The following is a 25922-nucleotide window of genomic DNA, read 5'->3' as shown; positions in this document are numbered from 1 at the left end:
TAGTAACCTTACTCCGCTCTTTTGTTCTTTCTGATTAATACTTAAAGTTAACTGATTTAGTAAAAATCAAACTTAAGTTGGTGTATAATTTATGCGGATTGTAGCTGGCGACAATTTCTAAGTTTTTATCAAAAGCCTTATTGTAAGTTGCTGTTAAATGGGCAAAAGCCTCGTCAATTAATGGCGTCACTACTAAAGTGCCGGTCTTCACACCGGGTTGGTAAGGGTTCTGGTTGTCTTTGCGATCATTGGTGTACATTTCCGCTTTCATAGCTTTAATGGCCTGGTAGCTTCGTTCAAAATCTGTAATGTTGTTTGCTTGGAGTGCTTTATGCATATTCACTATTGCCAATCCTGATTGCCCTAACAATTTGAACTGTCTTAACCAAGGACGCATTTCCTCCAAAAGCACTGGATTATCTGTGCTGTTTAGCAAAATATAAGAAGCTTCTACCATCGCATTAAATTCGTTGGCGACAAGGTGGAGATTTGAAATCGTTTGGTTGGCTTTCAAATGTTTCAAGAACGCCTCTGCCTCTGGTTTAAATTTCACCGATTCGTCGCGTCTGTATAAATGCCCATTAGGACCTAAATCGCTATTATGGCTTGCAAAAACCTCTAAAGCTTCGGCATTATCTGGCATCACCACTTTTAAGGCGTTCTGCCAGCTTTGTTCAGGTTGGTACCCTGCCATATTCCAAGTATAGTTGGCAACGCCGTAAATCGCAATTTTGGAGGATTCAGCGTGTTCCATTGGGTTGGAAACAAAACCAGATACGTCTTTGGCAATGTCTTTAGTGTTGCCATACGCCGGACCTAATAATAAATGGTCTCTTACATAATCAGACACTGGGAAATTCCACCAAATAAAAGCCTCACGCTGAATTTTGTTGTTGATCCAGTCCATCGTTTCTTTATCAATGTCTGCCACCACACGATTTCCTGTCCACATAATTCTGACCGAAGGGTCCAATTCTTTCCCTAAAGTTTCTAGATAGCCACCTTCAGGTTTCGACCAACTTTTATTATACTCGGTAGGACACATGATTAAAGGCGTCACATCTTTTTTGACCTTTACAAAATTAGTGTGCAAGTAATTTAAGAGATTGGCTTGTTGACTTGGGTTAGTCCCTTCGCCAGAAATATCGTCGAAAAACACGGCGTAAGAACGCACGCCTAAATCGTACATCATTTCAAATTTACGGAGTAGGGCAGTACGATCTTTCTCAGTCCATTTAATGTCTTTTCCAGGATGCACGGCCCACACAAAATCGACATGATTTAAAGCGGCCCTATCGATGAGTTTTTTTAGTTGCGCAGCTTCATCCTCAGGATAGGCTTTTCTCCAGTTTGGTGAGCTGTGGTAAGGATCATCTTTTGGCCCGTAGATATAGGTGTTGAGTTTGTTTTCGCCATAAAAATCAATTTGACGCATACGGTGTTCAAAACTCCACGGCGCACCGTAAAAGCCTTCCACGACACCACGCGCCGTTACTTCTGGATAATCAGTAATCTCACCTAAAGGCATTTGATCAGCTTGTAATAAAGCGATTAAAGTTCTCACGCCGTAGTACGTACCACGCGCATCGTTGCCAATAACGGTAATAGCCTTGTCTGAACTATGGATGTAATAGCCTTCTGCCTTCTGAGGGACATTTTTTAGAAATTTTCTCGAGAACTTATCCTTACGCTCTCCGATGGTAATTGAAAATCCGTCCGAAGCGGTATTGTCACTCGTAAAGAATGTAGATAGTAAATGTTTCGTTGCAGGATCAGCATTTTTCTGTTCCACCTTAAAATGTGTTGGGACAGACGTGTATTTTGAAATAGAAAGCTGCTGAGGTTGTGGATTAACCGCTAGTTCTTGCGAAAACCCAAGTGTGCTGATCAGCATAAACGCACTTAAAATAAAGGATTTAGTGGTGATTCGTTTTACGGTGAATTGTTTTAATGTTGTCATGATGGATATTAAGTGATTTGATAGCTATTTTTATTTTTCGACCAAATGATTCAGTTGCTTTTTAGCGTCTTCAAGTAGGTGTTCTAAATCTTCCGGTTTGGTGTTTCTGTTGAATTTTGCGACGAGTTGATTTAATTCTTGAAGTTCTGCGGTCATATTTCTATTGGTAAAATCGTCTCTTAGGATTCTGATTTTTTCAGCATCAACAATGCCTTCCCTTAATTTTTCAAAACGGATGGAGCTTCTATTGTTAGGGTACACAATATAGGTGTCGCCTGCAGGCCAGGTTCTGAATCGGGAATCTTGCAATGGATTTTCCGTCCAGCTGTTATAGCTCCAACGCAAAAAACCGTCAAAATCGGCCGCCATGGCATACCAGGCTATAAACGTGCCTTCTGCAGGAGGCGAAAAGGTAAAAGTGTTTGGGAACGCGTCGGCACAGGACACGTAAAAGGTACTGATGTAGCCGTTGGCTTTACGAACCGTCAAATCCTCAGCATCTACGGGATGCCCAAAGGCAACGGACATGTCTTTTAGGTCGTCCGGATACAATTTGTAGCTTTTGTGGTTGTCAGCAAACGACACACCGAATTCCGGAGCGTGCTCATTGAGCAATTCCAGCATGGCCTTCATTTCTTCTGGGCCGCGTTCGTCCATCGCAATTCTTGTAATAGAATTCCATCCTTTTTCTTCTAAATGGGATTTAAATTGTGCCAAAAACGGAATCCATAAGTCTTTATACTCGGGCGTACCTGGTGCAGCTTTTACCTTAATTTCCTTGTTTTCGGCTTCATCAAAATAGTAAAATTCATTACCCCAAGGCACCATGGAATAGCCGCTAATTTGGTTCTTGATGCCTAAATCCATCATCATTTGCACCCATTTATCAAAAATGGTATAATCATAAGTCCACGTCCCATCTGCTTTTTTACGCCATTCGATCATCGCTTCAAATTGATCGTAGGTTTGTCCTCCCCACGGGCGTTTGTTGAGGGAAACGGTAATTACTTTCTGTCCTGCATCCGCAAGACGTTTCATAATCGGTTTTAACAAGTCGAAATGCGCATCAGACCACGGCTCCACGTCATGAAAACGTGCTACCGCGTAAGGATTTTGCCATAAATCTAAATGGAATTTCCAATCGGAAGCTGGCGGTAAAACCTTGTCAATAACGCGAATGGTAAATGCCATGGTTTTGGAGGCTTGGCCTTTAACGTCAATGGTGAACGTGCTTGTGTAAGTGCCCGGTTTGGCATCTCGCGGAATGTCCATCGTCACCCAAATTGGTCGGGTTTCCTGAGCGTGAATCGCGAAAGAATTGACCGGTTCAAGGGCATCTGCAGCTAAAGAAGAAGGGAAATCTTCCGGTTTTCTATGGCCACAACCTTGATCGAAGACATCGGTTAAAACATACTTCACAAAATTAATGGTGGCGATACTTGATGGGAGTGTTGCTCCTGAATCCGACTTAAAATCTGAAATTTTGGTGTTGACTTCGGTCAAAGAATCTTTACTCCACAACACGAGTTGCGCTGCGCTGCGTTCGCCTTTCCACGCGGTACCATTCCAAGTGGATTGTGCTTCTATTTTAGGAATTTCACTTTTTACAAATCGGATATTTGTGGACGTTACTGAGGCTTGCAGACCTTGTGGAACAGCCGACCAGTTTTGATTAGTTGCTGGCGAAGGATCTTCAGGTTCTTGGTAGGTTTGTGCTATGGTGAAATCTTTATGCTGCTGACAGCTAAAGGTCAAGATGACCGAAAGCATTAGCACGGATTTTATAAATAGTTTCATTGAGTGATTGTATTATTTGGATGGGTTTATGGAGATGGGTTTTTTTGACACGAATTACACTAATTATCACAAATTATTTTATGCGTAGAGGTGAACAAAAACGCTCAAAAAATTCGTGCGCATTCGTGAAACCTGCCTGCCGACAGGCAGGTTCGTGTCTAAGATTTATTACTTCCCAATAACATCCCCGTTTAAAACTTTCTTTTCGCCATTAGGAGTCGTATACCAAACGGTCAATTCTGCACCGCCTGTAGCTTCGTGGAATTTCACCGTAAGTGGATGCCATCCTTTTTTAAGGGCGACCATCCCGTTTTTTTCTAATGCCGAATGATTACCGCCATTATCCACCACAAATTTATCGCCGATGTATAACAAACTTCCATCATCAGATTTTGTAGCGAATTCATACAACCCATCCACTTCCGCATAGAAATAACCTTTAAAAACCATGGAGACCTGTTCTTGGCCATCGTGATCCGAAAAATTCAATTCGTTAACTGCGGTGTAAGTGGCTGTTTTTGGCAGAACAATATCATCAACCACTTTAAACTTCTTAACTGCCGCCCAACGGTTGATCGCTCCTTTTTCTGGTGTCACTTCCAAAGGCTCCAAATAGCTTTGCTTCTCTACCAGTGCTGATCGCTTTTCGCTAGCAATGTCACCTCTATAGGCAACAGTAGTTAAAGTAACAGTTTCAGAAAAACTTAAAGGCTCTGTGTATTTCTTAGAAGCTTTGGTTGGAACAGTGCCATCAGTGGTGTAATAAATGTCCATCCCAGGTAATGGTGCCTCCAAAGAAATGGTTGCCGTATCTAAAAATGCTACCTTGTCTTTCAATCCGGTGACTGCAGGAATGTGGTATTGAACGCCCAAAGCATCCAATCGGTCGTATTGAAGCGTCATGCGTTTCTGGAAATTGTCGTGATCTTTCGCATCTTTTGAACTCCACGCCGTTTCAGCCATTGCCAATAATCTTGGAAAGGCTTGGTATTCTAAACGTTTAAAATTAGGAATCATTTCTGACCATAAATTAGCTTGAATGCCCAAAACATGTTTGGCTTGATCCTCAGTAAATTCTTCAGGAATTGGTTCGTAGTTGTAGACTTTTTCAAACGGCGTTACTTCATGTTTCGCATCAAAATAATATTCAAAACACGGTGTGATGATCATATCGTTGCCGTTGTTTGCCGCGATAGTGCGCATATCAGGAGCCCAATTACGCCACCACATCATGGTTGCACCTTCAGAAAGGCCACCTTCCACAATTTCATCCCAACCTAAAAGGCGTTTGCCCTTAGAGTTTAAAAAGGCTTCAATATCTCTATTAAAAAACGATTGCAATTCATGCTCGTTCTTTAAATTGTTGTCCTTAATCGCTTTTTGACAAAGCGGACATTCTTTCCACGATTGGATATTCACTTCGTCACCACCAATGTGGATGTATTCGGAAGGAAATAATTCAGCGATTTCTGAGAGAATGTTTTTTGTGAATTCATAGGTGCTTTCTTTTCCTAAACAGGCAGGAATTGAAAACAATTCGCCCCATCCCGCTTCGCCAGTACAAGCTAAGAATGGGTAATTATCTATGGCCGATTTAAAGTGGCCTGGCATATCAATTTCAGGAATCACCTCAATTTGACGCTCTGCCGCATAGGCAATAATCTCTTTAATTTGGTCTTGGGTAAAGAATCCACCATACATGCGTTGGCCATCACGGTCGTGATAATGTTGTTCGTCTATCGTAAAAGACGGATCTGTTTTGGCTAATTCCTTACATTCTTTGTCGTGAGAACTTTCTATACGCCAAGCTCCTTTTTCAGTCAATAATGGATACTTTTTAATTTCAACACGCCAACCTTGATCATCCGTTAAATGCATATGGTACGTGTTCAATTTGTAAAGCGCCATATAGTCTAAAAAGGTTTTTACCTCATCCATACTAAAAAAATGACGGCTGAAATCCATCTGCATGCCGCGCCATGCAAAACGCGGTTGGTCCGTTACATTGATGCTAGGAATAACCCAAGTAGCGTCGTTACTGTTCGCTTTTTCAATGCTTGCAGGCAACAGTTGACGAATGGTTTGTACGGCGTAAAAATAGCCTGCAGCATCACTCGCTTTAATGGTGACGCTTTTTGGTGTGACTTCTAAAGTATACGTTTCACTTGCAAGGGTTTCGTCCTCGATAAACACAACACCATTTTCATCTTTGGTATCGATGATGTTTAGCGGAAAACCTGCTGCCTTTTCAAATAAATCTGACAAATATTTAGCGGCTGGCTTTTGACTGTCATTACCAACAGAGATTTTAGTGTCTTTTGAAAACGTATAACTGCCTTCAGAAAGATACATCGATGAGGGTTTCGGAACAATGGAAATTTCATCTTCCGTAAAAGTTCTCGTTTGTTTGACTTGGTAGCTGCTCAAGATGACTAAGAGCAGGAGTATGGATGAAAAGTATTTCATGGCTTTATTTTTTTTCGGCTTTGGCTTTTTCTTCTGCTTCAAGCTTATCAGAGTCTTTAAAATAGTTGATGCCTAAACTGTCCCAATGTTGTTGCATCTTTTTAAGAGCGACTTTAAAACTGTCGTAATCTTTGTTGTCAAAGTTTGTCCAACCTACTTCAGCAAACGCAGCAATTCTAGGGAATGCTTGGCGCTCTACATCAGCGTTGGTCGGTGTCCATTCGCTCCACATTTGGCAACCGGTACCATAGATATTGTCGTGGTATTGTGCATTCAAACCTTCAGGAATCGGGTCAAACTCATAAGCCTTTCTCAAAGAAATAGAGTTGTGGCTGTAATCTAAATAAGTTCTATTATGAATGGAATTGACAATGCTGTAGCCATTTTTAGCCGCTTCGGTCAATAATGCCAAATCGCCTTTCCAGAAATGCACAATCGCGTTTTTGGCCAATTCAGTTTCTGCCTCTGCATCATTTTTCTTTTCAGCGAAATCAGCATGGATGTTTTTACCTAAAATCTCATTCCATCCCATCATTCGACGGCCGTTACTTTCAATAAATTTGGAAACGTTATTGGTGAATTGGATCTGTAAATCGGCAGGTGATTTGATGTTGTGTTCTTTCATGTATTTTTGAACCGAAGCAGATTTCTCCCAAACTTCATAGCCTACTTCATCGCCACCAATATGGATGACTTCAGAAGGGAACAATTCAAACAATTCATTTAAAACATCTTGAATAAAGGTGATGACTTCCGGCTTGGTCACATCGTAATTGTCATACAGACGTCCAAAAGTAACCGGTACTTCAATCGCTTTCCCAGCAGTCCCTAACCAAGTGTAAGACGCGATAGCTGCACTGGCGTGTCCTGGCATTTCAAATTCAGGCACCACATTAATATTACGAGCAGCAGCGTAGGCTACAATATCTTTGATTTGTTCTTGAGTATAGAATCCGCCATGTGGCTCGCCAGAAGTTTTACCGCTTTTCCAAGTCTCAATTTCAGTGTCTTTACGGAACGCACCTACTTCAGTTAATTTTGGATATTTTTTAATTTCGATACGCCATCCTGCATCGTCCACCAAATGCCAGTGGAAGGTGTTCATTTTCAACAATGCCATTTGATCGAGCATTTGTTTTACGAAGGCTTCACCATGAAAATAACGGGCTTCATCAAGCATAAACGCACGCCATCTAAAACGCGGACTGTCCTTAACGGTTACTGAAGGCACCAAAACGGTATTATTTTCAGTAGAAACCAATTGTTTTAAGGTCTGAACGCCATAATAGTAACCTGCAGCAGCACTAGCCGCAATGTTGATGTGTTTTGGAGTAACGGTCAATTCATAAGCTTCTGGGCCCAAATTCGTATTGAGATCAAACGTAATACTCGCTTTTTTGGCGTCGGATGATTTCAGGTTTTTTCCTAAAGTTTCCTTTAGATAGGCTTGAAGGTCAGCAACGGCAGTTTTCTGAAGATCATGCGATGCTGAGATACTTTGGTCAGCATTAAGTGTGAAAGAACCTTCCTGTAATTCCAAGGAATTGGGTTGTGGTAACACAGCAATTTCAGAAGCTGTAAAGGTTTTTGTTTGCGCGGTACAATTGGTTAATGTCAAGAGACCGAGTAATGTGAGGAAAATAAACTTCATTAGTAAGTGTTTAGGGATTTTATAATAAATGTATAAGCGTTTGTATGAGTGAAAAACTATGTGTTTTTATGTTGTAATGGATGCTAAAAAAACAATCTGAAAATATAGTAACTTAAGTCAAGTAATGAAAAAGATTTCGACGGACGACCCTAATAAACGGGTGGAGGCGAACTAGTTTGTTTATTCTTGCGGAATAAATTCCAGTTTATAGTCCGTCGTGGCAATTTGCATCAAAGCTTGATAGATAAATTCGCTGACTTGTTGATGTCCCGGAATGTTGATCAAATCGGCCGTATCTTCAGGTCGGTGGTATTGTGGGTGCGCACCCGTGTGGATCCCGATTACAGACAGGTCTTTCTTAAAAAACGAGACGTGGTCTGAACCACCAACAGAGCCGGCATGGACAATCGGCGTCAACCCCACGGAGTCGCCTAAATTCTGTAATAAGGCCACGCCATCTGGGAAAGTTCCGGCACCATTCATATACACATGTTTTTCAGTATTTAAACGACCAACCATATCCATGTTGATCATCAGTTTTATTTGAGACAAGGGCACTAAAGGGTTTTCTACAAAATATGTACTTCCCAACAGGCCTTGTTCCTCAGCGCCAAATGCAATAAAAATAACACTGCGTTTTAATGCTGTTTTATTGGCGGCAATTTTCTCAGCGATTTCCAGTAAGGCTGCGGTACCGCTGGCATTATCATCGGCACCGTAATGAATTGCGTTTTTTTGGTCAGATTTTGATGAAGGCCCGCCCATTCCTAAATGATCATAATGGGCACCTAACACGATGTATTCATGTTTTAAAATAGGGTCATTGCCTTCAAGAAAGGCAACTACATTGGACGTTTTAACAGGGCGTTTTTCAGGCTCGCCTTTAGCCACCCTTATGCGTGCTTTGAATTTTTGCTCATAACAGCTGCCTAGTTTTTTAAGTCCTTGTTTTTTAAAATCCTTTTTGATGTATCTGACGACAGATCGACTCGCTTTGGTCCCAGGAAATCGGCCCGCATTCTTTTCCGAAGCAAGGAATTCGATGTGGCTTTTGAGTTCGCTTTCTGTGATGTCAGCTTGCGAAAATGAACTATAAGAACTTAATGTCAATAGAGATAGGAAGAGCAATTTTTTCATAAGATCTATTATTTTGTGATGACTCCAATTTCAGCGATAATGGCCTTATCGGCATTATTCATAATTGTTGTGGGAACTAGTTTGATGTAGCGTACAGCACTTGGCGAATCCAACAACACTTTTTGCTGAATAGGATTGGCGATGATATTTGAAAACTCACCTTCCGATAATTTTGTCCACTGTTCGCCATCTGTGCTTCCGTAAAAACTGTAATGGGTAATGACACCCGAAATCCAACGGCCTTGTGTAGGCGTATAGGTGAAGCCTTTTAGCGTAACCGTTTCTCCTAAATCGATTTTGGAGGTGTTCAGAGTTTCTTTGCTGGCAGACCAATTGGTGAATGGGTTATCGTCAATTGCCTGTTCTGTCAAAGGTTCATTAGTTGCTGAAGAAACTTTCCAAAGGCGCTTGCTGAGGTCAAAAGTTTCGGTTAACACTTCACTCTGACGTTTTGTTTCAGGATCTACCGTAAAAGTTTTTAATGTCGTAGGCTGATCAATTACTATCGGACCTGAATATAAAGACGATGCAGTAGAAGGTTCCTCGCCATTGGTCGTATAGTACACAGCCAAACCTTTTTCAGGAACTTCTAAGGTGACTTTGCCTTGTTTGTCTCTGCTGATTTTAGGCGTATCCACAATTAACGGCGCATTGTAGACTTCAATATTTGAAATAAGCGGTGCGGCTTTTGAATCGGCAATAGTCAATCGGATTTTTGTAGCTTCAACATCCTTAAGTCTCAAAATTCGCTTGTAACCAATGGTAGTTTGTTGGTCTATAGTTTCCCATGTGCCATCAACTTCAGCTTCTAAAATAAACTTTTTGACGCGTTGCCCTAACGGAATGTATTCCTGAACCAAAAATCTATTAAACTGGGTTGGTTTTCCAAAATCGATGGTTACGGAGCCTTGTGTAGTGCCGTCATCAGTAGTCCAATAGGTGTTTTTATTGCCATCTACTGTATTGTCCGAATGGTATTTTTTAGAGTTACCACGATAGGTGTTCGCTGAAGTTTTAGCGTGTAGTGCTAAGTTGTGAGCGAAATCCTGTTTCAGTTGGGTGGTTAATTTTTTAAGTTGTTTTTCATCATTTTCATGCACCAAGCCTCTGCGGTCTACAGGTAGATTCAATAATAAGGTGCTATTTTGACCGACAGATCTGTAATAGATGTCCAATAATTCTTTGAGCGTTTTTACTTTATCGTCTTCAGACTTGTGATAATACCAGTTCGGACGAATGGATACATCAGCTTCTGCAGGTACCCAGTGCGTTCCATTTTCCTGACCCATCGCGTATTTGGTGCTGTAATCAGGCATGCCGCCATAAATTGAATCTCTTAAAAGTGGCGACCACGTCGTTTCGTAAGCGTAACCGTGTTCGTTGCCTACCCAGCGCGCATCCGGACCATTATCACTCCAGATAATGGCATTCGGTTGTAGTTTTCGGATGAGCTGATCTGTAGTGTCCCAATCGTAATATTTTTCTTTATCAACGGTACGCACTTCATTGGCGCCACCGTAATAACCATCGCCACCATTGGCGCCATCAAACCAAACCTCAAAAATATCACCGTAATTGGTCAATAGCTCCGTAAGCTGATTTCTAAAATAGTCAATGTATTCAGGTTTCCCGTAATCGGCGTGATTTCTATCCCAAGGAGAGAGGTAAATTCCCATTTTAAGCCCGTATTCTCTACACGCTTCTGCTAATTCCTTAACCACGTCGCCTTTCCCATCTTTCCAAGGCGAATTTTTTACAGAATATTCAGTGTATTTAGAAGGCCATAAGGTGAATCCGTCATGATGTTTATTGGTTAAAATCAAGCCTTTCATACCTGCCTCCTTCGCAATTCTGGCCCATTGACGCGTGTCTAGCTCCGTTGGGTTAAACAATTCAGGCGATTTGTCACCATAACCCCATTCCACATCGGTAAAGGTGTTGATGCTAAAATGGATAAATCCATAAAATTCCATTTCTTGCCATTCTAGTTGCGGTGCAGTGGGAACAGGCCCAACCGCTTTTGGTGGCGCTACTGTGGCACAGGAATTTACGACTAGTAAAGTAAAAAGGAAGGCGAAGGTTTTAAAGACTTTCATAAGTAAAACGGTTATGTGTATGATGTGTTTAGTATTCGTCAGGTATAATTCTCAAATCTATAAATTAATATGTAATACATAATACAATTAATTCAATTTTATTATATTTAGCAACATTTTATCGGATAGGTTTAATTAGTGTTGAACTAAATGGTAAGAAACGGAAAAATGATGAAATGTTGAAACAAAATAATCTTATTCATAAGTAATATTTCTAAAATGAAAAACCTTCAGAAGTCGGCAGTTTTAATTGCAATGATGTTCCTGTTCTTGCCAATTTTTGGTCAAGAAATTTCAAAATTAGAAGTTGCAGAGCTTCCGGCCTTACCGGCTGAAACTGCTACTAGCGAATCCCTGGGATATGCAGGTATGTTAGGTGGTGCGCACAATGGTGTGTTTTTGGCGGCTGGCGGTGCTAACTTTCCAGAAGGCAAACCATGGGAAGGTGGAAAAAAAGTATGGAGTAATGCTGTTTTTATTTCAGATAATGGGCAATGGCGCCTCTCAAAAACACAATTGCCAATGCCGTTGGGGTATTCGGCTTCTGTGAGTACTGCACAAGGCGTTCTGAGCATTGGCGGTAATAATGAAACCCTGATAAGTGATAAGGTTTATTTGTTAGCCTATAACAAGGGCACTAAAGAGGTTGAGATTAGTGAATATCCCAATCTTCCAGAGCCTTTGGCATTTTCATCGGCAGTAGTTGATGGCGATTATGTGTATGTAGTGGGAGGAAACAATACTAATGGGAGTACGAATTCATTCTATAGACTGTCCTTAAAGGATAAAAAGAATTGGGAGAAACTTAAAGACTATCCTGGGGCTGCACGCGCACTCCATACCACGGCCATTCAAGAAACACAAACCAGCAAAAAATTATTTGTTATTGGTGGACGCCAGGAAATGCCAGGGCAAAAGTCCAACGCATTAACCAATTATTTGACTTACGATTTTAAAAAGCAAACGTGGGCTGACGAAGGGGACTTGTTGGTAAAAGATGCGCCAAGAGTGTTGATGGGTGCTTCGGCAGAAGTTATGGGGTCTATGCATATTATAGTGTATGGCGGTAGTGATGCTGTGCTTTTTGATGAATTGGAGAACATCGGTTTGCAATTGGGAAAATCTCCAAATGACTCTATAAGCACTCAGCTTACCAAGAGAAGAGATGAGATTCTAAATAATCACCCTGGATTTTCTAAAGATATTTTAGCTTATAATACAATTACTAAGCAATGGTTTGTATACGATACACTGGAAACCCAGATTCCGGTAACCGCACTTTCTTTTAAACACAACGACGATTTTTTGATTGTTTCTGGTGAAGTATCTCCAGGTATCAGAACTCCAGGCGGACAAAGTTTTAGAATTGCCGATGCAGCGCATCCTTTTGGAGTATTAAATTATAGTGTCTTGGCTTTGTACTTGATGATTTCTGTATTGATAGGGTTGTATTTTTCCCGTAAGCAAAAATCAACAGATGACTACTTTTCGGGTGGTGGTCGTATTCCTTGGTGGGCGTCAGGTTTGAGTGTTTTTGGAACTTTATTGAGTGCCATTACGTTTATGGCGATTCCTGCTAAAGCATTTATTACGGATTGGTCGTTCTTTTTCCTGAATATCACCGCCATATTAATTACGCCACTGATCGCTTTTGTGTTTATTCCCTTCTTTAATAAACTGAAAATTAAAACGGCTTATGAGTATCTTGAAGAACGGTTTAATTATGCGGCTCGCGCATTTGGAAGTTTGTCATTCATATTATTCCAATTAGGCCGTATAGGCATTGTGTTATTGCTACCGTCGCTTGCTATTTCCATTGTAACGGGGATTCCCGTAGAGACAAGCATCCTCATTATGGGCGTGCTTTGTGTGTTTTATACTACGTTTGGAGGGATTGAAGCGGTAGTTTGGACCGATGTAATGCAAGTGGTCGTGCTACTTGGCGGGAGTGTCTTGGCGGTAGTGTGGATCATGCTCCATACAGAGACGTCTTTCGGGGAGATGATTACTTACGCTTCTGATCGTGATAAATTCAATATTATGAATATGGAATTGAACTTTACAGAATCGACATTCTGGGTGGTGTTTATTGGTGGACTTGCATCTGCGATGGTGACTCAAGGTACCGATCAAACCATTGTACAGCGTTATTTAACCAGCTCTAGCATAAAAGATTCTCAGAAAACTTTGTATACCAACGCCGTGCTGACCTTGCCTGCTACCATTATCTTTTTTGGAATCGGCACCTTGTTATTTATCTTTTATTCTGAAATGCCGGGTAAACTGTCGCCTGCCATTTCCAATAATGATTCTATTTTTCCGTGGTACATCGTAAGAGAATTGCCAATGGGAGTCTCAGGATTATTGGTAGCCGGGATATTTTCAGCAGCCATGTCCAGTATCAGTAGTAGTTTAAACTCGGTGTCTACGGCGTATTGTAACGATTTTCATATGCATTTTAAACCTCAAGTTAATGATGATAAACTCTTGAAAATTGCAAGAATAGTGACGGTTATCACAGGAATTCTTGGGGTGCTTTTAGCCCTTTGGATGGCGAGTTCTAATATTAAATCTCTTTGGGATCAATTCTACCGTTTCTTAGGACTTTTTACAGGAGGTCTGGGAGGTATGTTCCTCTTGGGAATGCTTACCAAACGTGCCAATGCTACAGGAACTTTGATGGGCTTGGTGGTAAGTGCGCTCTTAATTTGGTACATCAGTGTATTTACTGATATCAGTTTCCTAATGTATTCCTTCTTTGGGGTGGCGTCTTGCTTTATATTCGGCTATGTATTCAGTTTGTTTTTTGGGAAGGCTAAAGTTAGATAACGGCTGGTGGGTTTCAATCAAGCACCTGCCACTTTGGAGAGAAATAAGTAGATCTTCCGCCGACTTTTATTTTTTGAATGCCGGCATTGGTGTGAAAACAGGTTTCGCCTTCTTTTCTGCGGTGGATTAAGAAGTCTTCCGGGAAATCGGGGTGGTGGGCATCATTGGCAATGGATACTTCAATAACGTTTTTCATAGCGTCAAATACATGTTCAATGTCTTGAGCGCTCATGTCGGAAACTTTTTTCATCGGATGGACTTGTGCTTGATACAATATTTCATCGGCCATCCAATTGCCAACGCCAGCAGCCACGCTTTGGTCCATGAGGACAGCTTTGATAAAGGTTTTTCGGAGACTTAAGGACGTTTTGAAATTCTCCAAACTTAAATCTCGGGCGTCATCACTTAATTTGCGTTCGGTTTTGTAGGTTTCTATAGAATCTGTTAAATCCCACCAACCAAATTTCCGCTTGTTTTCAAAAGCGAAATGGAACCCGTTTTCAAAGCTGAGCACAATATGTCCAAACTTTGGTCGGTCTTCTTTTTCCTTATAATAATTAGGTCTCCCAGTCATTCCGAAGTGCATCACCAAGGTTTTATCGCCAGAAGTTTTTATGAATAGATATTTTCCGATGCGTTGGGTTTCGGTAAATTCATGACCAATCAAATGTCTTTCAAAATCGGTTTTTGGGGATTTTAAAAGGCGATTGTCACGACATTCAAATGAAGTAATCGTTTTATGAAGCACCGTATGATCTATATAAATTTTATAACCCTCAACTTCTGGTAATTCTGGCATGATTTCTATTTTTCTCTAATGTAATTAAAATTGATTTATTATGGCTTCGAGTTTTAATGACGCTTATTGGTGAACCAGGCCTACAATTTGCTATCTTGAGCCTATTGCGTGCGACATCCCATATGACAATCAAATAAAATTCTTAATTTTAGTTTATGAAAATCTACAAGCTCACTTCTGTAACGGACGCCGTTGTTAATGCCTTTGCTAAGTTAATTCCGCAACTCGCTCCTGATTGTACATTACCTGCTAAAAAAGACTTAGAGGCTATCGTGAACTCTGATCATGCCATGATCTTTATGGCGGAGGAAAATGACGAGATCTTAGGCACTATGACGCTCGTATTGAATAAAATTCCAACAGGCGATAAAGTATGGATTGAGGATGTGGTGGTCGATAAATCCGCCAGAGGCAAAGGCGTGGGTGTAAAACTGATTCAATATTCGATTGACTATGCTAAAACCCAAAAGCTTAAAAGTATCAATTTGACTTCCAGTCCAGATCGCGTTGCTGCCAATCAGCTTTATCAAAAATTGGGCTTTATGCAGAGGGAAACTAATGTGTACAGGTTGACACTTAAATAGTGAAGTAAGCTTCCTTCTTCTGAAACTAAGATCCTATTTGATGTTTCTCTAAATACGCGTCAACCCCAACCTTTTGAGCTTCGTTTTTAAAAGTGATTGGGTTTTTATTAAAGTGTTTTTTAAAGCATTTTGAAAAGTACTTCGGATCATTAAATCCTGTTTTAAAAGCGGTTTCTGAAACTGTATAGCCATTTTTAGCAATAAGAACAGCGGCCTTTTTTAAGCGTAAAATCCTAACAAAATCGACCAAACTATGTCCTGTTAACGCTTGGCATTTTCTATAGATGCTGGAATAACTCATGTTTAACGGGTCGACCAAATCTTCCATTTTAAAATTGGAATCTTCCAATCTAAGATTGATATTCGCCACCAAGCTTTCAAGGAATAATTCGTCTTGAGATTTCTCTATAAAATCCTCAGGTCTTGAAATCACTTCCTTGCGATATTTGGAAATGATATATTCTCTTGAGATTAAAATGTTCTGAATTTTCAGTAAGAGTTCATTCGTGTTAAAAGGCTTCTTGATATATTCAATTGCACCCGATTTTAAACCTTCAATTTTGGAATCTGTAGAGTTTTTCGCCGTCATCAAAATAACAGGAATATGCTTTGTTAGCGGATCTTCTTGAAGTTTCTTGCTCATCTCAATCCCGTCAAGTTCCGGCATCATAATATCGCTTAAAATAAGGTCTGGAAGGTTGTTTTTAGCGTAATGATAGCCTTCATTTCCGTTTTCAGCCAAGATGATGTTGTATTGAGGCTGCAATAAATCCTTTAAAAACAATTGTAACTCGAGAGTGTCCTCCACAATCATGACGGTTTTCTTTAAGACATTCGGATCATTGTCTTCGATTGCTATAGTTCCCTCATCTATCAGTTCTTCAACCATAGCGTCATCCTCATCAACCGTTATCCGTTCTTCATCAGTATAGGCGTCGTCATTTACGGGGAATGTAATGGTGAATGTGGTGCCGCTAACTTCAGAAGATTCGACTTCAATACTGCCTTTGTGCAAATCAATGAGTTCTTTGGTTAGCGCTAATCCGATGCCCGTTCCTTTGTTCTTTTTGCCCACATTAGATTGATAAAAAAGCTCAAATATGGAGTCTAATTCCTCCTTGGAAACCCCAGATCCCGAATCTGTCACTGAGATTTTTATCGATTTTTTAGAGTCTACCGGCGTTACCGTCATTAAAATATTGCCTTCTTTAGGCGTAAACTTAAATGCGTTAGACAATAGGTTGTAAAGAATATGCTCAATTTTGTCTTTGTCATACCAAGTGTTGCTTAAGTTTTGTGGGCAGTTGACGGTAAAATCGATATTCTTTTTTCGGGCCAATTCATTGAAGGACTTCCCGATGTCATCAATATTTTTATAGAGATTGTTTTTGGTGACCATTAACCGGAGTCTGCCCAACTCTTTATTCCGCACCAGCGTTAATTCATAAGCTATTTTAGAAAGACGTTTGGCGTTGTATTCAATGATGTTCAGACGTTGTTTGAGGAGCAAATTGCCGTTCTTTTCGGCCTTCGCAATCATATCTTCAATTGGGCCTAAAATTAGGGTTAATGGCGTTTGTATTTCATGAGACATCTTTGCGAAAAAGTTCATCTTTAAATCATGGAGTTCATTTTCATTTTTATGATTAATTTTTTCCAGATACAATTTCTTCTTTAAGTCCAACCATCGCTTAATACCATAAAGCAATACTGCAAAAAGCAAAAGGTAAACTACCCATGCCAATGGCTTGGTCCAAAGAGGTTTTTCAATGGAAACCCTAATGCTTTTTGAGGGCACATCCCAAAGATCGTCCTTGGTGCCTGCTTTTACTTCAAATGTGTAGTTGCCCGCAGGAATATTGGTGTAGGTTGCTGACCGGTCATGGTGACTAATGATCCAATCGTCATCAAAGCCTTTTAATCTATAGGCATAGAAGAATTTGGGATGTAAAATGTTGTCTACTGCGGCAAATCGGAAGGTAAATGAGGATTCATTGTGTTCTAAATGTAGCGCATCGACATTCGAAATACCGGTGGTAAATTGTTCTGGTAATAAAATTTCTGCTGGTTGATTAAGTACCTCTATCGCATTAATTTGTAAGTTGGCATTAGATTTTTTCTTGTTTAAATCTTTAGGGTAGAAATAATTTAATCCTTTTAAGCCGCCAAAATACAACATGCCGTTATGATCTTTATAAGCGCTTCTCATTAAGAAGGTGTTGTCTTGAAGTCCGTCAGTATGGTAATAGGTCTTTATAATGGAGTCTCTCGTGTTAAAGTTAACAATGCCGTCATTGGAGCTTATCCACAAGTTATCATCGCCAGCGTTAATGACCGCGGCTAAATTCCGATTGTTTATGGATTTAAAATTTTCAAAGGAGGTGTAGGTGCTTTTAGAAGTGTCGTATTTTAATAATTTTCCGGAATCGTCTACCAGCCATAAGCTATTGTAGGCGCCTTCGGAAATGGATCTGACACTACTTACACGCTCTAAATCGGCATTACGAACAGATCGGTCAGTAAAGGTGGAAGCGCTTAAATTATTTTGGTTTTCATTAAATTGAAACAATCCGCCAGAGGCAACGCCTAACCAAATGGAGCCATTTTGGGTTTCAATTATGCTTTGCACAATGAGTCCAGATAAATTAATGGCGTTATTGGTAAAGGACGCAAGTAGTTCCAATTTATCGGAATAGACGTTTAGGCACATGCTTGTTCCTGCCCAAATGCGCCCTTTTCGGTCTTTAAATAATGTTCTGATATCAAAAGACTTTTGATTTTTATCATTTAACACTGGGATTTCACGAAATGTATTGGTTTTAGAATCGTAGAACCACATCCCGTTTTTATAGGTGCCAATCCATATATTACCTTTATTATCCTCTGCAATTGTTTGAATGTAAAAGCCCTTGTTGGTGTTTTTGTCATTAAAAAAGGACTCTTCTTTTGTGCTGCCATCGGGGTTAAAAGTGATTTTTGTAAGGCCAGAACCATCAGTTCCTGCCCATAATACATTTTGCGAGGACCTAAGAATACTCAGGATTCTGTTAGGACTTTCATTTTTAGAGCCTTCATGGTAGAAGAGGGTATTATCTGTGTCGGGTAAAATATTGAGGTTGCCATAGTTGGGCGTAATCCAAATGTTTTTATGGTTGTCTTCACTAATGTTTAAGATGGTGTTACTGCTCAATGAAAATTCATTACGTGTTTGTTTTGTAAATAATAAAACTTCGCCAGTTCTTAAATCCACCTTGTATAGGCCGCCACCATCTGTTCCTGCCCATAAATAATTTTTACTATCAGTAAACAAAGTTAAAATCAGCTCGCTTAAAATTTTATGAGAATTGCCTTTGAAAAACGAATCTTGTATAAATTGTTTCGTTCCAATATCATATAAAAAAAGGCCTTTCGTTTCTGTACCAATCCAGAGTCTATTGTTATTGTCAGTTGTGAGTATTAAATGTTCAGGGTAATTATTAAATGGCGCTACTAAATATTCTAAGGCTTTCGATTTAAGTGAGTAGGATAGCACATTGCCGTTTCTAATACTTATAAAAATCTCGTTTGGTGTTCCAATTGCTAAATCTGAAATAGAAATGGTTTTATCATCTAATTGCGGAATGGTGACCAAGTGTTGCATGCCCTCGTTATCATAGGTATATAATGAGCCCACTGAGGTTATAATCCATAATTTTTTATGCCTTGAGGTAATTACACGGGCCTGCTCATTTTTTTTTAGCAACGGTGTCATGTCTTTAAAGAGCCCTGTTTTATAATCGTATTTTGTTAATAGGCCATTGTGGGATATAATCCAAATGTTTTTGAAGTCATCCCGAATAATATCTTTAATTAGATTGGCCCCATCTGCATTAGGGAATATCTTCTTATTTGGTATTAATTTATAGTTATATCCGTCATAGGTATAAATATCGCCTCGTTGCACCATCCATATTTTTCCAGAATCGTCTTGAATTGTTTTACTGACTGCTATCGCCTTATTGTCTATGGATGGCGATAAATGGATAAAATTGATATGGTTTTGAGCAAAAGATAGGGTAGTCAGTCCTATTAAAAAGTAAACAATGATTAAAACGTCTTTTAATTTGCTCATATGCTGGATGTTAATTTTAAGGGCGACTAGCTTGTTTAATTAGAAGGCAACCTTCAAGGGGGTGATTTTCTTCACTGCGGTAAATATATTAATTATTCATCACGTATAAATCATTGTTAATGAGTGTAAAAAGCAGTTAGGGGGTATGAAATCGTCAAAAAGGAGTACGATTTAGTCATTGCAGATAAAACACTTTTATGGGCCTAAAATGTCTCCCAATGTTCCAAAATAAATTTCAACATTTGGGAGAAAGATTATTTAACGATTTATTAACTATTAGAAATTATATGGGTTCAAGAAGAGACTTTGTAAAGAAAACTGCACTCGCCGGAGCTGGATTATTTATGTTGCCAAATTTGTCATTTGGAGGAATAATGGGTGAGGCTTCTGGTCAGAAATTAAAAATGGCTTTTATAGGTGTGGGTCTTAGAGGTGTAAACCATTTAAATAACGCACTCCTAAGAAAGGATACTGAAATTACTGCTATTTGTGATGTGGATCCAGCAAGGATTGAAGTGGCATTGAAAATGATAAAAGATGCAGGATTTCCAAAACCACAGGTTTTTAGCAAATCTGAAAAGGATTACTTGAACCTGTTAAATTTAAAAGAAGTTGATGCTGTGGTTATTTCTACACCATGGTTATGGCATACACGTATGGCCGTAGATTCAATGAAAGCTGGTAAATATACGGGTCTTGAAGTGTCTGCAGCCAATACTTTGGAAGAGTGCTGGGATTTGGTGAACACACATGAAGCAACAGGATCACACTTGATGATTCTTGAAAATGTGAATTACCGTAGAGATGTCCTTGCTGTATTGAACATGGTAAAACAAAACGTATTTGGTGAATTGGTACATTTTAGATGTGGTTACCAACACGATTTACGTGGCGTAAAATTAAATGATGGAAAAACGGCGTATGGCAAAGGTGTTGAGTTTGGAGATAAAGGTATTTCTGAATCTAAATGGCGTACGCAACACTCCCTTTTAAGAAATGGCGATGTCTATCCTACACACGGATTAGGGCCAATGGCTGTCATGTGTGATATCAATAGAGGGAATCGATTGGTGTCCTTAACATCTCACGCAACAAAAGGCATCGGACTACATAATTACATAGTTGAAAACGGAGGTGCTGACCATCCTAATGCCAAATTGAAATTCAAACAAGGCGATGTGATTACAACAACCGTAGAAACTTCAAACGGCGAAACCATCATCATTACACATGATGTTAATTTACCAAGACCTTATTCTTTAGGATTTAGAGTGCAAGGTGCAAACGGATTATGGGAAGATGATGGCAACAGAATTTATGTGGAAGGACACTCAAAACCACACCGTTGGGATAGTGCTGATGAGTGGTTGAAAAAGTACGACCACCCATTATGGAAAAAATATGGTGAGTTAGCTACAGGTGCTGGCCATGGCGGCATGGACTTCTTTGTGATGAATTCATTTATTGAATCGGCTAAAGAAAACATTGCACCACCAATGGATGCCTATGATGCAGCAGCATGGAGTTCAATTACGCCATTGTCTGAAGCGTCTATTGAAAACAACGGAGAACCTCAGGATATTCCTGATTTTACAAGAGGTATGTGGGTAAAACGCAAGCCTTACAATTGGATGAAGGATACCTACTAAATGTTGTTTATCTATAACCAAATAATTTTAAAAGGGTGTGATACGCACCTGATATTTAACTAAATGAAAACTAATCAAAAATTAATCTAATGAAGAAACTATTATTTGTATTATTCTTATCTCTGTTTCTCGGTTCTGCCTATGCACAACAATCAAAAATTGAGGTGAAAGGAACAATAACGGAAGCTAATACTGGGGCTTTGGTTCCTGGGGCAACTGTTATAGAAAAAGGGACTACTAATGGAGCTGCGACAGATTTTGATGGAAATTATTCCATTACTGTTAATTCTGACGCAACTTTGGTTATCTCCTTTATGGGCTTTACAACTGTTGAGGTCAAAGTAAACGGGCGTTCTGAAATAAGCGTAAGCTTAAAAGAAGATGTAGCAAGTTTGGACGAAATTGTTGTTGTAGGTTACAGTTCATTAAAAAGAGAAAGTTTAACTGGAGCTTTACAGACGGTAGATGGTGATGATCTTAGGGATGTTACAACGCCTTCAGTGGAAAATATGCTTAACGGGAAGGCTCCCGGAGTGTATGTTGCACCTGGATCAGGTCAACCTGGCTCTAGAGGTGCGGTTGTTATCCGTGGTCAAGCAACTTTAAGCGGGACGACGAGTCCATTATGGGTGATAGACGGTGTTATTGTGGGGTCTAGTGCTGGTGAATTAAATCCAGACGATATAGAGTCCATGACGATTTTAAAAGACGCCGCATCAACTTCTATTTATGGATCTCAGGGAGCTAACGGTGTAGTTGTGGTTACAACAAAAAGAGCTAAGTTAGGGAAGACTAAAGTTAGTTTTTCGTCAAAGACAGGTTTCAATAATCTGAATAATGGAAATTTGCAAATAATGAATGGAGCAGAGCTTTATGATTATTATGCCTCATTTTCTAATGCTAGTCAGATATCTTTTCCACGTTGGAAGCCTGAGCTGCGTGACAGTAATTTTAATTGGTGGGATGTAGCTACTCAAACAGGGTACACACAAAACTACAATGTCTCAATTCAAGGAGGAACTGAAACACTTCGATCTTATATGTCTTTAGGACTTTATGATGAGGAAGGTGCTGTTAAGGGTTATGATTATTCCCGTTATAATTTGCGTTACAAAACGGAATATAAGCCTTTAGATTGGTTGACAATTAAACCAACATTGGCTGGATCCTTCCGTAATGTTGATGACCGTCAATATTCAACTACTGCAATGTATTCTAATCTTCCTTGGGATAGCCCTTATGATGAAAATGGAAATCTTGTGCCACATCGTTCTAGTGAATGGGTGAATAGTGCTAGTACTAATTACCTTTATGATCTACAGTGGAATCACTCCTCGAATAAGAACTACGAGATTATGGCGAATATGGATTTCGACATAAAACTTACAAACTGGTTAACTTTTTCCTCAGTTAACAATTATATGTATAATAGTTATAAATCTAACGGATATACAGATCCTCGTTCTAATGGAGGTATTAGTGTTGGTGGACGAATAACAGATTACCGTTCAGAATCTACACGTCGATATACAAATCAAATATTAAGATTTAACAACAGTTGGAACAAACATGTTGTAAATGGTATATTAGCCTATGAATTTAATGATTATCGCGGTGAAACATTAGACGTTTATGGTACCGGATTTATTCCAGGTTTTGAAATACTAGATGTAGTCGCTAAACCAGAACGTACTAAAGGTGGTATTAATGAGTGGGCTGTACAGTCAGTTCTTTTCAATGCTAATTATGCGTTTGATAGTAAATACATGGGCCAGTTGTCTTTCCGTAGAGATGGTGCTTCAAATTTTGGTGATAATGCCAAATATGGTAATTTTTTCTCAGTAAGTGGAGGATGGAATATAGAGCGTGAAGAATGGTTTAAGGCTGATTGGGTGGATGCCCTAAAACTACGTGTAGCTTATGGTTCTGTTGGTAACCGTCCAAGTTCTCTGTATCCTCAATATGATCTTTATGCTGTTTCTACCGGTGCAGGTTATAATGAAAATCCTGGAGCGTTAATCAGCCAAATAGGAAATAAAGATCTTACATGGGAAAAAACATTCACAAGTGGTTTTGGTATCGATGCAAGTTTATTTAATAATCGTGCAAGACTAACTTTCGATTATTACGTAAAAAACACAGACAATATCCTTTATCAAGTCCCAATCACTGGGTTAACCGGTGTGACTAGTATTTGGCAAAATATTGGCGAAATGGAAAATAAAGGTATTGAGCTAGCCATTGGTGGCGATATTATCAGTACTGATGAATTAACATGGAGTATTGATGTTAACCTAGGTCACAACGCAAATAAATTGACAAAACTTTATAAAACGAAAGATGCTAATGGAGATTATGTGGTCAGACCTATTATCGTCGGTGATGGATTAGGTATTGCTGGATCTGCACAACGTATGTTAGAACCAGGCCGTCCTGTAGATACTTACTACCTAAAAGAGTGGGCTGGTGTAAATCCTGAAAACGGATTGCCTATGTGGTATGTAGTGGATAGAGATAGTGATGGTAATGAGTTGTCACGTTCTACAACTTCTAATTACTCTCAAGCAACATTCGAGAAAACAGGAAAAGTATCACCAGATGTATTTGGTGGCTTCTCTACTGCATTATCATACAAGGATTTTGATCTTAACGCTGTTTTCGGTTATGCTTTAGGTGGTAAGATTTATAATTATTCTCGTCAAGAATATGACTCAGATGGAACGTATACAGATCGTAATCAAATGAAATTGAGACCAGGATGGAGCCGTTGGGAGAAACCTGGCGATATAGCTACTCACCCTATTGCCAGATATAATAACCAAGATAAAGGTAATGCTACTTCGACACGTTATTTGGAGAAAAATGATTTCTTAAAGTTACGTTCTCTTTCACTAGGTTACAATATTGACCTAAGTCAATATAAAGTGGATAATTTAAGGGTAACCTTATCTGGAGAAAACCTTTTCGTTATAACAGACTATTCTGGCGTAGATCCTGAAATTCCAAGTAGTAATGGAGCTGTATTAGGCTCAACAGGACCAGGGGTATATCCATCAACTCGCAGATTTATGCTTGGTTTAAATGTATCATTTTAAATAAAATAACATGAAAAAAATATTTATAACCTTATTGGCCTTTGCAGCGTTCTCAGCCTGTGATATAGACAGAACTCCCCATGGAAGTATGGATTCTGACACCATCGTTGGTGATCCAGATGCTTCCCTTCAACCTTTGCTAAACGGAATGTATGCCCAATTAAAAAACTGGTCTGACCCTATGCATCGTATGGGTGAATATGCTGGTGACAATATGATGATTCGTGGTTCATCTACGGATGCTTTTTACGAATTTATCTCTTACGCTCGTACACCAAATAATTATCGTTTGACACAATTTTGGAATTCTGGATATAAAGCTATTGCTCAAGCGTCAAATATCATTGATATGATAGATGAAGGCCAAAGTGTTGAAATTGATAATAACATTGGGGAATCGTACTACGTAAGAGGAATGATGTATTTTTATCTAACACGTGCGTTTGGACGACCATACTATCAAAATCCGGAAACAAATTTAGGTGTACCAATAGTAAACGGTACTCCTGAGGACGTTCTTAATACGAATCTTGCAGATCGGGCTACAGTTAAGGAGTCTTATGAGCAAGCTATAAGTGATTTAAAGAAAGCTGAAGAATTGTTAACCTTAGACAAGGGGGCAATATATGCTTCAAAAGAGGCCGCTCAGGCCATATTATCTCGTATCTATCTTTATATGAGTGGGACCTATACTTCTCCTAATTCACAATATGCTCAACTTGCAGTCGAGTATGCTGATAAAGTAATCAATTCTGGAAAGTACACCTTATTACCTAGAGCTCAGTTTATGAAGTATAACACTTTTATTCCTGAGAACAATGCAGAAACCATTTTCGCTATTAAACGTGTAGCATCAGAATTCTCTGGTTATGATCATTATTATGGTGTTGGTGGAATGTATGCTAACCTAGGTGGTATGGGCTGGGGTGAAATGTATGCCAGCGGTAAGTATATAGAGTTATTGAATGAGACGGGCCGCAATGACTGGCGTCCGGAGAGTTATAAAATGGTTGATGCTAGAGCAGCTTTTATAAAACCAACTTATTCTAAAAATGCTGATACTGGAAATTATACTGAAGTATTTCGTTTTATTAAGGAAGACGGTGATGTTTTAAACTATGTACAAGCTAATATTACAAGAAATGGTAGTGTTATAACTGCCAAAGAAGGAAGCGATACCTATACACTTTTGCCAGCTGATGCCGATCAGGGAATCTATTCTATCGTTTATAAAGATGGAAAAAACTATAAAGGTGTCATAGATAATTTTATTTCTCTAAATCGTGTGTATCCTCAATTTTACATTACAAAAGCTTCACTTGAAGGTGAAGAATCTCATTTACATTCGCCAGTAATTAGTCGTTTAGGTGAGGTATATTTAAACCGTGCGGAGGCTTATGCAAAACTTGGAAATTATAACGCAGCATTGAATGATCTTAATTTGATAAGAGAACGTTCTATTGTGGGCGGAGGCTATGCTAGCTTAGATGCTTCTAATGCAAGTGAGCGTATAGATAAGGAGCGTCAATTGGAATTGGCTTACCAAGCAGAACGTAGCTATGACGTATTCCGCAATGGAAAGTCGTTATCTAGAGAATATCCGGGACCTCATAAACAATTTGAGAACATTTCAGCCACAGACTACCGAGTTGTATTTTACATTCCACAGGATGCTATTAACTCTTATCCGGGAACATTAACACAGAATCCAACTCAATAATATTAGTTGGAAATGTCAATGGTTTTGA

General features: G+C 39.4%; 13 protein-coding genes. 5 read left to right on the top strand and 8 right to left on the bottom strand.

From position 1 onward, the window contains the following. Positions 1-34 precede the first annotated feature (34 nt). The 6 genes from Q0947_RS10185 to Q0947_RS10160 form a co-directional block, all read right to left on the bottom strand. A complete protein-coding gene (locus tag Q0947_RS10185; RefSeq protein ID WP_299396688.1) occupies positions 35-1960 on the bottom strand; it encodes a beta-N-acetylglucosaminidase in 1926 nt (641 codons plus the stop codon). Between the two features lie 30 nt (positions 1961-1990). Continuing rightward, entirely contained in the window at positions 1991-3757 is a 1767-nt protein-coding gene (locus tag Q0947_RS10180) for a glycoside hydrolase domain-containing protein (RefSeq protein ID WP_299396685.1), read from the bottom strand. A gap of 168 nt (positions 3758-3925) precedes the next feature. Further along, on the bottom strand, positions 3926-6223 hold the full coding sequence (locus Q0947_RS10175; RefSeq protein WP_299396682.1) for a family 20 glycosylhydrolase: 2298 nt from the start codon (positions 6221-6223) through the stop codon (positions 3926-3928). Positions 6224-6227: 4 nt separating this feature from the next. Next, entirely contained in the window at positions 6228-7874 is a 1647-nt protein-coding gene (locus tag Q0947_RS10170; protein WP_299396679.1) for a beta-N-acetylhexosaminidase, read from the bottom strand. Positions 7875-8054: 180 nt separating this feature from the next. Continuing rightward, a complete protein-coding gene (locus Q0947_RS10165) occupies positions 8055-9011 on the bottom strand; it encodes a M20/M25/M40 family metallo-hydrolase (RefSeq protein WP_299396676.1) in 957 nt (318 codons plus the stop codon). A gap of 8 nt (positions 9012-9019) precedes the next feature. Next, entirely contained in the window at positions 9020-11107 is a 2088-nt protein-coding gene (locus tag Q0947_RS10160) for an alpha-L-fucosidase (RefSeq protein ID WP_299396674.1), read from the bottom strand. Between the two features lie 219 nt (positions 11108-11326). Here Q0947_RS10160 and Q0947_RS10155 point away from each other — a divergent pair, with 219 nt between their 5' ends. Then, positions 11327-13936: a sodium/solute symporter gene (locus tag Q0947_RS10155; protein ID WP_299396671.1), complete on the top strand. Its 2610-nt coding sequence runs from the start codon at positions 11327-11329 to the stop codon at positions 13934-13936. A gap of 13 nt (positions 13937-13949) precedes the next feature. Here the strand turns inward: Q0947_RS10155 and Q0947_RS10150 are convergent, their stop codons facing one another. Then, positions 13950-14735, bottom strand: a complete 786-nt coding sequence (locus Q0947_RS10150) for a DNA-formamidopyrimidine glycosylase family protein (RefSeq protein WP_299396668.1) — start codon at positions 14733-14735, stop codon at positions 13950-13952. Between the two features lie 155 nt (positions 14736-14890). On the opposite strand from Q0947_RS10150, the gene Q0947_RS10145 reads away from it, so the two are divergent. Next, complete coding sequence (locus Q0947_RS10145) at positions 14891-15319, top strand: GNAT family N-acetyltransferase (RefSeq protein ID WP_299396665.1); 429 nt, start codon at positions 14891-14893, stop codon at positions 15317-15319. A gap of 25 nt (positions 15320-15344) precedes the next feature. Here the strand turns inward: Q0947_RS10145 and Q0947_RS10140 are convergent, their stop codons facing one another. Further along, positions 15345-19430 carry an ATP-binding protein gene (locus Q0947_RS10140; protein ID WP_299396663.1) on the bottom strand — a complete coding sequence of 1362 codons (4086 nt, stop codon included), beginning with the start codon at positions 19428-19430 and terminating at the stop codon, positions 15345-15347. A gap of 287 nt (positions 19431-19717) precedes the next feature. Between Q0947_RS10140 and Q0947_RS10135 the strand changes: the two genes are divergently transcribed. The 3 genes from Q0947_RS10135 (at position 19718) to Q0947_RS10125 (ending at position 25894) form a co-directional block, all read left to right on the top strand. Further along, the gene (locus Q0947_RS10135) at positions 19718-21079 is read left to right on the top strand and encodes a Gfo/Idh/MocA family oxidoreductase (protein WP_299396731.1); all 1362 of its coding nucleotides are present in this window, start codon (positions 19718-19720) and stop codon (positions 21077-21079) included. A gap of 89 nt (positions 21080-21168) precedes the next feature. Next, the gene (locus tag Q0947_RS10130) at positions 21169-24174 is read left to right on the top strand and encodes a TonB-dependent receptor (RefSeq protein ID WP_299396660.1); all 3006 of its coding nucleotides are present in this window, start codon (positions 21169-21171) and stop codon (positions 24172-24174) included. Positions 24175-24184: 10 nt separating this feature from the next. Then, complete coding sequence (locus tag Q0947_RS10125; RefSeq protein WP_299396657.1) at positions 24185-25894, top strand: RagB/SusD family nutrient uptake outer membrane protein; 1710 nt, start codon at positions 24185-24187, stop codon at positions 25892-25894. Positions 25895-25922 lie beyond the last annotated feature (28 nt).

Source organism: uncultured Gelidibacter sp. (assembly GCF_947500795.1).
Lineage (GTDB): Bacteria > Bacteroidota > Bacteroidia > Flavobacteriales > Flavobacteriaceae > Gelidibacter.
Note: the sequence above shows the minus strand (reverse complement) of the source record. Positions and strands in the feature narration are given on the sequence as shown.

Coding starts and splice junctions, on each gene's coding strand:
- Q0947_RS10185 (WP_299396688.1), bottom strand. CDS start 1,960: ATGACAACATTAAAACAATTCACCGTAAAACGAATCACCACTAAATCC.
- Q0947_RS10180 (WP_299396685.1), bottom strand. CDS start 3,757: ATGAAACTATTTATAAAATCCGTGCTAATGCTTTCGGTCATCTTGACC.
- Q0947_RS10175 (WP_299396682.1), bottom strand. CDS start 6,223: ATGAAATACTTTTCATCCATACTCCTGCTCTTAGTCATCTTGAGCAGC.
- Q0947_RS10170 (WP_299396679.1), bottom strand. CDS start 7,874: ATGAAGTTTATTTTCCTCACATTACTCGGTCTCTTGACATTAACCAAT.
- Q0947_RS10165 (WP_299396676.1), bottom strand. CDS start 9,011: ATGAAAAAATTGCTCTTCCTATCTCTATTGACATTAAGTTCTTATAGT.
- Q0947_RS10160 (WP_299396674.1), bottom strand. CDS start 11,107: ATGAAAGTCTTTAAAACCTTCGCCTTCCTTTTTACTTTACTAGTCGTA.
- Q0947_RS10155 (WP_299396671.1), top strand. CDS start 11,327: ATGAAAAACCTTCAGAAGTCGGCAGTTTTAATTGCAATGATGTTCCTG.
- Q0947_RS10150 (WP_299396668.1), bottom strand. CDS start 14,735: ATGCCAGAATTACCAGAAGTTGAGGGTTATAAAATTTATATAGATCAT.
- Q0947_RS10145 (WP_299396665.1), top strand. CDS start 14,891: ATGAAAATCTACAAGCTCACTTCTGTAACGGACGCCGTTGTTAATGCC.
- Q0947_RS10140 (WP_299396663.1), bottom strand. CDS start 19,430: ATGAGCAAATTAAAAGACGTTTTAATCATTGTTTACTTTTTAATAGGA.
- Q0947_RS10135 (WP_299396731.1), top strand. CDS start 19,718: ATGGGTTCAAGAAGAGACTTTGTAAAGAAAACTGCACTCGCCGGAGCT.
- Q0947_RS10130 (WP_299396660.1), top strand. CDS start 21,169: ATGAAGAAACTATTATTTGTATTATTCTTATCTCTGTTTCTCGGTTCT.
- Q0947_RS10125 (WP_299396657.1), top strand. CDS start 24,185: ATGAAAAAAATATTTATAACCTTATTGGCCTTTGCAGCGTTCTCAGCC.